Origin of the sequence: Achromobacter kerstersii (assembly GCF_902859595.1) — a bacterium.
Lineage (GTDB): Bacteria > Pseudomonadota > Gammaproteobacteria > Burkholderiales > Burkholderiaceae_B > Achromobacter > Achromobacter kerstersii.
In genome coordinates this window covers 61453-71583 of the sequence record NZ_CADIJQ010000018.1, presented here as the reverse complement: position 1 = coordinate 71583, position 10131 = coordinate 61453, and the positions used below count along the sequence as shown (strand labels likewise).

The following is a 10131-nucleotide window of genomic DNA, read 5'->3' as shown; positions in this document are numbered from 1 at the left end:
GGCGCCTGCAATGGCCGAGTCTTCCGTCTTCAAGGTGAACGGCGCCACGGTGGCGCACCGCCTGGGCGGCTCTGGCGTGGGCTCGAACGGAACCATCACAATCGGGCCGGTGGCTCTCGGGGGTGGTGCTATGGGCAGCGGTCTGGGGTTGACGCTAACCAATGTGAACCACAGGGCCTGCCCCGGTTTGGCCACCACGCTGAACTCGGTCTCCGAGATGATCAGTGTGAACGGAACAGCAGCAAAAACGCTAGGCACAAACAACGAACCTGGCTCCTTCAATGCGGTAACTGCTCAAGACCTGTGCGTGAAGGGTGACAACAATACGTTTGTCTTCGCCACGCGATAAGTCCGTAAACCCGCGAGCCGGGCGTGGCATTGCCTCGCCTGGCATTGCATTGATGACGAAGCTGCCATGTGTCCTTCTGACGTTTCCGTGCCTCCATCAATACCCCGCCAGGCTGGCTTCACGCTTATCGAACTGATGGTAGTGATCGCGCTCGTCACGCTCGCCATCGTCCTTGGCGGACCGGCCCTTAAGCGACAAGTCGACGCGACCGCTGCGGAATCCACCGGCCGCTACCTTGCGCAACTTCGCGGTGCAGTAGTAGACCTTCAGGTCAAGCACGAAGCCTGGCTGCGCGGTGAGAATATCGGCAGCGCCCCAGCCGGCACCTACCCCCCACCACCAGCACTTAGCTGGGTCGCCGCCCCGGGAGCCCAGGTCGCGCGAGGTGGTGTGGCGGATCTCGCAACGCTGGGCCTGCTGCCGCCTAGCACGCCACGCTTCCCATCCCTCGGAGAAACCGCCCGCTTCATCCTTGTCCGCGAAGGAACATGTCCGGGCGAAAACTGCCGCACGGGCGCTTACGTATATACCTGCCAACCCATCAGCGATGTGCGGAGTCGTCGACTCAATGAAACCTGCACCGCACCGGCCGGAAAGGCTGCTCGGTTCAATCAAGTTCTGCTTGGCAAGGTGATGGCGGCGTCCGATGGGTACGGGGGTCATGACGCCAACGGCGGGGCCAATGTGCGCGGTCCGCTTATGAATATTCCGCGCGGCTGGTTCGACTTCGGCGCAGAGCCCGGCCACGCCGTCCTGGCAGCAGGTTTGAGCGCCACGCCATTCGGTCAATTTGTCCGCCACGGTGAAACCCGACCAGTCACGTTCAACAACACCCTGACGGTGGCCGGTGCGATTCAGACCAACACAGGCCTACTGCTCAACACGGCCGTTGCACCTGGCTCGGCGTGCACGCCGGAAGGGCTATACGCGTCTACCGCAAACAAGCTGCTTGCCGTTTGCTCCGGTGGCGTGTGGTTCGCCCAAACCGGCCACGTCATCACCGGCACGTACGGCGATCTTCCCAACGACGCTGCAATCCCGGCTGTCACATGCCCGGCAGGGCTAACGCCCTGGCGGCAGGTCGCTCTACAGGCGACCGACGCCACCGCACGCGGCAGCGACATCAACATCGGTGGCGCGATCGGCGGCAGCATCCAAGGCTCAGGCTACGTCAATGCAGCGGGTGCCGTTTCGGTCGGCGGCTCCTTCAGTGGCACATTTCAGAACTCTGGAAATAGCTACGTCCGCATGACACAGCGCGCCAGCATCACCGGCGACCGGATCGTGATTTCACCCCCAGACATGGGCGCCCGCGCCTCGGTGATTCAAGGCTGCAAGAACTAGCTCCTCCAGCAGGTCTTCCCCCCAGGCCGCATATCGAGCGGCAAATCTATCGGAGATATCCATGTTCCTTCCCTCCACGCGAGGACAGGGCCGGGCTTTGCTCGCCCTGCTGTTCGCGCTGCTCGTGCCCACGGTCAGCCAGGCGTCTACCCCGAAACAGGCAGACGTACAGTTGCAGACCGATCTGAATACGATGGTCGTGCGTGTCGACCAAGGTGCGCCGCTACCGCCAGGCGGCTGCGTCGGTGGCTACTCCTGGCACACGACCTACGGCGGGTGCCGAATCGCCCAGACGCAGGCGGAGTATTCGCAGTGCCCTGCCGGGTACACCGGCAATCAAGTCCGCTACAGGACCTACTACGTTCTACAAGCCAACGCGAACGATGTGGCCTACGAGGGATGGGGGCTGTGGCAAGACAGCTGCACGGCATCCCGCGCCGGCGGCGTACTCGATGTTGTGATCGCGAAAGCCCGTGGCAACGAGACGGGCGAGACGTTCGACAACAGTTTGGGCGGAACGATAGCCGCACAGATGCAAGTCAATTACGGAACGATGTTCGGCGCCACCATCTATCGCCCCACTGCCGAACTGAACTGCATCCACGCTTCGGGCACGACGTCCGGGGACACCGCGCGGGTCTGGATGGGCCAGCTGATGCCGCCAGGCACTTCAGTGACCAAGGGCGTATCCGGCTACTGCCAGCTCTCCAACGGAAACCGAACCGCCACTTTGTTCGGCAGCTGCGACACAGGAAGCGGTGGTGACGCTGACGTCTGCCAAGGCGCTACGCGCGTTGTCAACATCACGTCTGTTAGCGGGTGCACGGTCACAACCGAGACGCGCTTGCGCGGCCAGCTCATCGATGTTGGCAACTACGGCATCTGCAACTAACTAGGGAGAACCAATATGCGACCCCTCCGACACCTGCTCCTCCTCCTGGCGTTGGCACTCGCGCCGGTCATCACGCCGGCGTACGCCGCTGGAGCGCCCAGTGTCGACGTCGGTGACGTCCTGGAAGGCGACAAGCGCCTGGCATGCGAAGCCATTCTTTGCTTGTCCAGCGGCACCCGGCCCAGCGAGTGCGCGCCGTCCCTGTCGCGATACTTCGGCATCAACATGAAGAAGCTATCCGACACGCTGGAAGCCCGACGCGATTTTCTATCGTTATGCCCCGCATCAGAAGACTCCAAGGAGATGAGCGACTTGGTCCGCGCCATTTCACAAGGTGCAGGCCGATGCGACGCCGCTGCGCTGAACGTCGCACTTCAGACATGGCGCGGCGGCAACGACGACGGTGGCGCGATCATCAGCAACAAGCGGCCGGGCTACTGCAACGTGTACGCGGCGCATGAATACACAGCTTTTGACGATGGCCTACCGCTTTACGTTGGCACCCCCGTTGACGGGGGCTACTGGGTAGAGCCACGGGACTATGAGCGCGAACTAGCCAAGTATCAAAAGGCACTTGCCGAGCGCAAAGAGCGTGAACAAAGCGGCAAGGGCCCGGGCTTTGGCATGGTGGGGAATTGACGCATGGACTTTCCCACCCTCGCCCGGCAATGCGCGCCTGACGTGCATATCAGTACGCTGAGCGCTGTAGTGCGACACGAGTCAGCCTTCAACCCGCTCGCCATTGGTGTCAACGCCAAACCGCATGTAAGCATCCGCCCGAAGTCCAAGGAGGAGGCAATCCAGGCGGTGCGCGATCTGATGGCTAAAGGCGTGGATTTCGACGTCGGCTACGGCCAGATCAATGTGCGGAACTGGAAGTGGCTCGGTGTCACACCCGAGAGCATCTTCGACCCGTGCGTCAACCTTGCATCTGCCCAGCGCGTCCTCGTCGATTGCTACAAGCGAGCCGCCAAGCTGCACGGCCCCGGACAGAACGCGCTGTATGCGGCATTCAGCTGCTACAACACGGGCAACCTGACCTCGGGCTTCAGGAATGGGTATGTCGGCAAGGTCATCGCCGGCGCTGGCCTGGCGGTACCGGCCATCGTGAAGGAGGGCGGCGCGCCCGCCAATGCTGACACCAAGACGCGTAGCCCCCCGCTTCCGAAGCCGTCCAAACCCGATGCCTTTCAGAAGCCCCGCGACGACGCTTTTGTGGCGCCCCGCAAAGACGCATTCGAACCGCGCCCAGATGCCACATTCGGCAGGCCGATCCCAACGCCGTCCTCGCGCCTGCCGGCGCAGTAGAAACGCACCCCTCGCCAGTGTTTAGCCGCTAAACACCGGCCCTCTCATCTACCTCAGCGAATGCCGCCCCGCTTATCAGCCGGGTGGCGTCACCCATTGGAGTTTCAAATGACCGCAGCATCCAATATCTCCCCTGTCGACGCGCAGCCCAGGAGCCGCAGCACACTTGTCGCCCTGGCATACGCGACCCTTGCTGTACTCCTCCTGCTGCAACCGGAACTGGCGATGGCGCAGTTCGAGAAAGCCACCACTACCGTGCAGAAGGTCAAAGACTGGCTGTGGCTCATCATCCCCGTCATCGGCCTTGTTTCCGCCGGCATTATTGGCATCCTTTATTCGTTCGATGTGATTCGCAAGGAGACCGCCTATCAATGGGCGGTGGGCATCGTCTTCTCTGGCGCCATCGCCGGGGGCATCATCAAGCTGGTCTTCGGTTGATGGCCACCTCGCCCAAGCAAAAGGCCAAAGCCCCAGCTACAGCCGCCCCAGTTGCGGTGGGGTCAGTGGTGCCGCCCAATCGCTTCCCCCTTTTCAAAGGTGCCACCCGCGTCGCCACCGTCCCCGGGGGAGTGCCCACACGGGCATTTGCTGGACTGGTCTTTCTGACCGTCACCGCCGCTTCATTCACGCTGTGGGGCTGGCTGCTCTTTCCCGTCCTTTATCCGGTGATGGCCATTCTGAGCCGCCATGACGACCGCGCCTTCTGGATCTGGGAGCTTTGGGTCAAGACCAAGTTCTTGGCTAAGAACAAGCGCTTTTGGGGTGCGATATCCCTCACGCCAACACCCTACAGCCGGCGGCGCCCATGGGCCCGCTGGCTCGGAGTCCACGACCGATGAAACAACAATCCATCGTGACGTTGCCGGCGTATGAGCCGCCGGTCAGCACGTACGTTCCCTACTCGCACCACGTCACGCCCACCATCATCGCAACCCGCGACTGGGAGTACCTCTCGGTCTGGCGCATCGACGGGCGCACCTTCCAAGGCTACAGCGATGAGGAGCACTACCGCTGGGTCGAGGAGCTCAACAACGTGTTCCGGGGGTTCCCAACGGGATTCGGGATCTGGTCGCACCTTGTCCGTCGCAGGGTGTTCGAGTATCCCGAAAGCGACTATCCGGACCAGTTCTCCCGCGATCACGATGCCGCGTATCGCAAGGTCTTCGCCGGTAAGCCGCCGATGATCAATGAGATGTACTTGACCGTGCTGACACGGGCGCAGATCGATCCCGCCCTGCGCTTGCTGTCCAACTTTGAAAAGCGAACGGCGCGCTCGGCGCTTGCGTGGCAGAACCAGGCGATCGAAGAGCTCGATGACGTCAACCGCAAACTTCGCGGATCGCTCAAGCTCTATTCACCGGAGCTGCTAACCATTGTCGAGCGGGAGTCTCCGCACGACATGAGCGGCGAGGAGGCTCCGCGCCGGAAATCGCGGTTCTCGGAACCAGCCGAATTCCTCGGCTTCCTGCTCAACGGCAAGATGCAGCCGGTGCCGCTGGTGAACGCGCGCCTGTACAACTATCTGCCCACCAGTCGTCAGTTCTTCTCCACGCATGGCGAACTCGCCGAGATGCGGGGGCCTGACTGGACACGCCGCTACGTGATGCTGGAACTTCGGGAGTACTCCAACAACACCAAAGCCGGCCACCTGAACTGCCTGCTCAACCAGCCTCACGAGTTTGTGCTATCGCAGTCCTTCGGGGCGATGTCAAAGCCCGATGGGCTGAAAGCGCTGTCACGCCAGATCAAGTGGCTGGAAGACTCGGGCGACTACTCGGCGTCCCAGATCGAAGATCTGAAGAAAGCGCGGGACGAACTGGCCGCGGGTCGGTTCGTCATGGGTGACCACCACGCCACAATCCAGGTGTTCGGCGAAGACAGCGAGGGAGCCCTACGCGCTGCTGCGAATATCAGCGGTGCGCTGGCTGACGAAGAGATCATCAGTCGTCTATGTGATCGCTCATCCTTGGCCGCGTGGGCCGCCCAGTTCCCGGGCAACTGGAAATGGCGCCCTCGCCCGGCACCGATCACCTCGCTGAACTTCTTGAGCTTTTCCTCGATGCACAACTACCTCTTCGGAAAGCCCGCAGGAAATCCGTGGGGGCCGGCGGTCACGATGCTCAAGACGACGGGCGGCACGCCTTACTACTTGAACTTTCACGCCTCGCTTCAGGACGTGGACGAAACCGGCAAACGCCGCCTCGGGAACACGTCCATCATCGGCCAGTCCGGCGCCGGCAAGACGGTTCTCTTGGGTCATCTGATCACCCAGGCACGCAAGTTCAACTACACAGGCATCGTGTTCGACAAGGATCGCGGCATGCAGGTGACCGTCATGGCGATGGGCGGTAAATACTTCCCGCTGCGCCTGGGCGTGAAAACGGGTTGGAACTACCTGCAACTGCCGGAAACCGCTTCAAACGTTGCATTCATGGCCAGCATGACCAAGCTTCTGGGGGCAAATGGGGAGGAGCCCCCAACTGCTTCCGAGCAAAAGCAGATCGCCAAGGCCGTCGACCACGTCGTGGAGCACATCGACCTGGAGGATCGATGCCTGTCGAACTTGGTTAATTTTCTCCCCGCCGCTCCGGCACCGGAAGGTCAACTGAGCCTGAAAGAACGCCTCAAACGCTGGTGCGCGGGCGGCGAGTATGGCTGGATGTTCGACAACCCCAAAGACGAACTGGACCTGGCGGCAAATAACCTATTCGGCTTTGATCTAACGGAGTTCCTCGAACAAGGCACGATCCGCGACGCGGCAATAACGTACCTGCTTTATCGAACGGACCAGATGATGGACGGGCGGCGAATCGCCCTTTTCTTTGACGAAGTGCAGCACCCTCTGAAAGTGCCTTACTTCCAGGCGTCGATGCAGGACGCCAGCCGCACGGTCCGTAAGAAAAACGGTGTCCTGGTCTTCGCGACGCAGGAGCCCGCCGCGATCCTGGAGAACCCTGTGGGTCGCTCGCTCATTCAGCAGTCCGCGACCGCCATGTTTCTCGAGAATCCCAAGGCCACTGCTGAGGACTACATCGACGGATTCAAGCTTTCCCCCGCTGTCTTCAAGATGGTCAAGGATCTGCCGCCGTTCAGCCGCCAGTTCGTCGTCAAGCAAAACGAGTCTGCCGTCACGGCCGAACTGGACCTCGCCTCATGTCCCGAAGCGCTGCTGGTGTTCTCCGGATCCGAAGACCTGGCCGAAATCGCCGAAGCGGCAGTTGCCAAGCATGGTGACGACCCCGCCCTCTGGCTGCCCCACTACCTCAAGCTCGCCCAAGAGGCGACAAGGAGCTGATCATGTCCCAGACGCACACCCCCAACCACCGCCCGAGCCGCGCCCGGCGCGCGTGGTTTACCGCATTCCTGGCTGCTGTCCTTTTCTCCAACTCCCTGACCCCTGTCCACGCGAGTGGCATCCCGGTCGTGGACGCAGCGAGCATCATGGACCGCGCTCTCAAGCACGCCGAGACGCTGGCCAAGTACGCGGAACAAATCACCATTCTCAGGAACCAGCTTGAAAGCCAGAAACGGCAACTCGAAGCGCTCACGGGCACGCGCAACCTCGGCGACATCCTGAACAACCCGGCGATTCGCGATGCGCTGCCGGCAGACGCCCGGGATATTCTTCGCGCCTCCAACGGCGGTCTGGGTGGAATCTCGGACGTTGTAGAGCGCATTGAGCGCGAGGAACGGTTAACTGGCAACTACGAACAGGACAAAAAGAACCTGGACGCCCGTGCCGACAAGCTCGCCGTTCGCAGCCAGGCGATGATGGAGCAGACCCAGAAGGCGATGACTGCGCGCGTCAAGCAGGTGGACCAGCTGCAGGCCAAGATCAATCAGGCCCAAGATCCGAAGGCCATCGCTGACCTGCAGGCCCGGCTACTCGTCGAGCAGGCGAACATCCAGGCGGACCAAACCCGGGCCGACATGCTCACCCGCCAGATTGAGGCCGAGCAAGCCCTGATGGAGCAGCAAGCCGAAAAGCTGGCCGATAGCTCCTTCAGCCTTAGTGCAATCCGCGCACCGCTTCCTGGAGCGAGATAATGGCCACCACCGCGGTCAGTCTGGCCAGTCTGGGTGGGATCGCAAACTGGATCGACCAGTCGGTGACTAAGATGCTAACGAGCGTCATCACGCCAATGGTCGCGTCCGTCACCGCGAAGCTATTGCCATTCGTGTCGGTTGGCCTGTCTGTTGCGCTTGTCTGGTACGGTTGGCTCATCTGCTCCGGGGCGATCCAGACTCCCGTCCTACATGCGTGTCGGCGGGTCTTCAATATAGCGATCATCGTGTCCATCGCCGGCACCGGGGGGCTATACCAAAAGGAGATTGTCGGTGCCATGCTGGACCTGCCTACTTCCGTGGCTAAGCTATTTACCGGCACCGTCAAGACCCCGTCTGAAATGATGGACGACGCGGCGAATAATGGCGCGGAAATAGGCACGCGACTGCAAGAGCGCGCGCCGGGCGGTATCAAGAAAATCGCTCAGGCCTTTGTCTTTGTGGTTGTCTCGGTCATCATCACCATCATCTCAGCGGTCATGAGCGCGATTGGGATGCTGGTGTTAATCACCGTAAAGGTTGGGATGGGCTTAGTTGTCGTCTTGGGGCCGTTGTGCATACTCGCACTACTGTTCGAACCTACAAAGCAGTTCTTCCACAGCTGGCTCGGCCAGGCCCTCTACTATGCTATTTACGCAGGCCTTTTTATGGTCGTTTTCATGTTCATCATGGGAATGTTCGGACAACTCCAGCAAGGGTTAATCGATCTATCGAAAGCTGACCAGATCAATATATTTTCCATGCTGACCGCAATCGTGTTTTTTATGATGTGCTCGAAATTTATGTTGGAGCAGGTGTCTGTCGTGGCCACCAAAGTGACGGGCGGCGGCAATGGCGGAGGAATCTCTGTTCCCTTCATCGGTAAGATTGGCTAAGATAGACTGACACGCCATCCCTTCTACCAACTATTAGAACGAGGATCTAGATGGACCCCCTCAAACCGCTTGGCAAAGCTCTTACTCAGAACCCGCTGATAGGACGAGACGTCCCCTTGTCGGCAACGAGTACCGTTCCCTCGGAGCAACCGATATCGGCCTTCCAATGGATGAGTCTCGTCAAAGCGACCTGGACCTGGATCCTCCGTCCGCTCTGGTATCTGTGCTTCAAGTGGCCATCTCAATTATTCCTACTTGGGATGTCAACTCCGAGTTCGAAGAGCGAATGGGACTGGCGTGAAGAGCATCTCCTCGAACAAGGTAGGCGTTCGGCTGAAGCGAGGGCAAGGGACTCGCGGCAGTAGCATTGCCATTCACTGGCCGTTTCGGCCGATCGGTCCTTTATGCCCAATAGGCACAGCAATCGCTGTGCCTTTCTATTTGCGCTGCGCGTTAGCCAGCCGCCTCTGATTTAAATCCCCTCATCTCTTCGGAGAATCCATGAAGCACGCCATTTCGGCCGCGCTCGACGCGGCTCGCCCATTTGCGCCCGTACGAAACGTGCGGCCCCTCAATCTCGTTCGGCAATCGGAGGACCGACATGTCCTTTGAAGACCCGAAGCTTTCGCTTCAGCAAGAGCTGGACAGAAACCGGAGCCTGGACCAAGACCTCCTCACGGAGGTCCTTTCATCCAGAGCGAAAGCATGGCGCGTGGCAGTTAGCGCATTCGTGCTGGCGTTCCTGGCGGTCGGCGCCCTGGCCTCACTGTTGCTGAGCTACACGCCCCAGCCACCTTATGTCGTGCGGGTCAACGATGCGACCGGCGAGGTGGAAAACGTATCCCAGCTCGGCGACGCACAGGAGGACTATGGCCCTCGGATCGCGCGCTACTTCGTCACTCAGTACGTGTTGTCGTGCGAAGGCTACGATTGGCGCACCCTACAAAACATGTACGACCGCTGCGGACTGTTCAGCTCGCCGGACGTGCAACAGCAGTACCACGCCAAGTTTGAAGACGACCCCAGGACCGGCCGGGAAGCCCTGGACAAGAAGTATGGGGAGCACACACGCCTGGTCATCAACGTGCGGTCGATCACTCCGGGACCCAACCAGACCGCCACGGTCCGGTTTACACGCAGCGAGATGGGCCCCCAGCGCTCACCTAACACTGAGCAGTTCATCGCCACCATCGCCTACAGGTTTGTCAACGCGCCGATGCCGGAAAGCGTGATCCGCGACAACCCGTTGGGCTTTCAAGTCATTTCCTACTCGACCGCTGTCGAAACGCTGAGGTAAT

At 60.7% G+C, this 10131-nt stretch carries 11 protein-coding genes and 1 pseudogene; all 12 read left to right on the top strand.

The annotated features are described in order from the left end of the window. Positions 1-349, top strand: a 349-nt coding sequence (locus HV765_RS30420) for a type 4 pilus major pilin (RefSeq protein ID WP_276529736.1), incomplete at its 5' end; no start/stop codon positions are given. A 66-nt stretch (positions 350-415) separates the two neighbouring features. Beyond that, a pseudogene (locus tag HV765_RS32295) lies at positions 416-493 on the top strand (prepilin-type N-terminal cleavage/methylation domain-containing protein); the annotation flags it as partial. A gap of 555 nt (positions 494-1048) precedes the next feature. After that, a complete protein-coding gene (locus tag HV765_RS32010) occupies positions 1049-1693 on the top strand; it encodes a hypothetical protein (RefSeq protein ID WP_254600786.1) in 645 nt (214 codons plus the stop codon). 61 nt (positions 1694-1754) lie between these two features. Next, positions 1755-2585: a hypothetical protein gene (locus tag HV765_RS30410; protein WP_175171970.1), complete on the top strand. Its 831-nt coding sequence runs from the start codon at positions 1755-1757 to the stop codon at positions 2583-2585. Positions 2586-2600: 15 nt separating this feature from the next. Next, positions 2601-3224: a TrbM/KikA/MpfK family conjugal transfer protein gene (locus HV765_RS30405; RefSeq protein WP_050445752.1), complete on the top strand. Its 624-nt coding sequence runs from the start codon at positions 2601-2603 to the stop codon at positions 3222-3224. Positions 3225-3227: 3 nt separating this feature from the next. Continuing rightward, complete coding sequence (locus HV765_RS30400; protein WP_050445751.1) at positions 3228-3893, top strand: lytic transglycosylase domain-containing protein; 666 nt, start codon at positions 3228-3230, stop codon at positions 3891-3893. Positions 3894-4001: 108 nt separating this feature from the next. Continuing rightward, the gene (locus tag HV765_RS30395) at positions 4002-4331 is read left to right on the top strand and encodes a TrbC/VirB2 family protein (RefSeq protein ID WP_175171968.1); all 330 of its coding nucleotides are present in this window, start codon (positions 4002-4004) and stop codon (positions 4329-4331) included. After that, entirely contained in the window at positions 4331-4732 is a 402-nt protein-coding gene (locus HV765_RS30390) for a VirB3 family type IV secretion system protein (RefSeq protein ID WP_050445749.1), read from the top strand. The genes HV765_RS30395 and HV765_RS30390 overlap by 1 nt, the downstream gene beginning before the upstream one ends. Beyond that, positions 4729-7188 carry a VirB4 family type IV secretion/conjugal transfer ATPase gene (locus HV765_RS30385; RefSeq protein WP_175171967.1) on the top strand — a complete coding sequence of 820 codons (2460 nt, stop codon included), beginning with the start codon at positions 4729-4731 and terminating at the stop codon, positions 7186-7188. The genes HV765_RS30390 and HV765_RS30385 overlap by 4 nt, the downstream gene beginning before the upstream one ends. A 2-nt stretch (positions 7189-7190) precedes the next feature. Then, a complete protein-coding gene (virB5, locus tag HV765_RS30380) occupies positions 7191-7940 on the top strand; it encodes a P-type DNA transfer protein VirB5 (RefSeq protein WP_050445748.1) in 750 nt (249 codons plus the stop codon). Next, on the top strand, positions 7940-8833 hold the full coding sequence (locus HV765_RS30375) for a TrbL/VirB6 family protein (protein WP_050445747.1): 894 nt from the start codon (positions 7940-7942) through the stop codon (positions 8831-8833). Before virB5 ends, HV765_RS30375 begins: the two co-directional genes overlap by 1 nt. 601 nt (positions 8834-9434) lie before the next feature. Further along, positions 9435-10130, top strand: a complete 696-nt coding sequence (locus HV765_RS30370; protein WP_050445746.1) for a VirB8 family type IV secretion system protein — start codon at positions 9435-9437, stop codon at positions 10128-10130. Position 10131 lies beyond the last annotated feature (1 nt).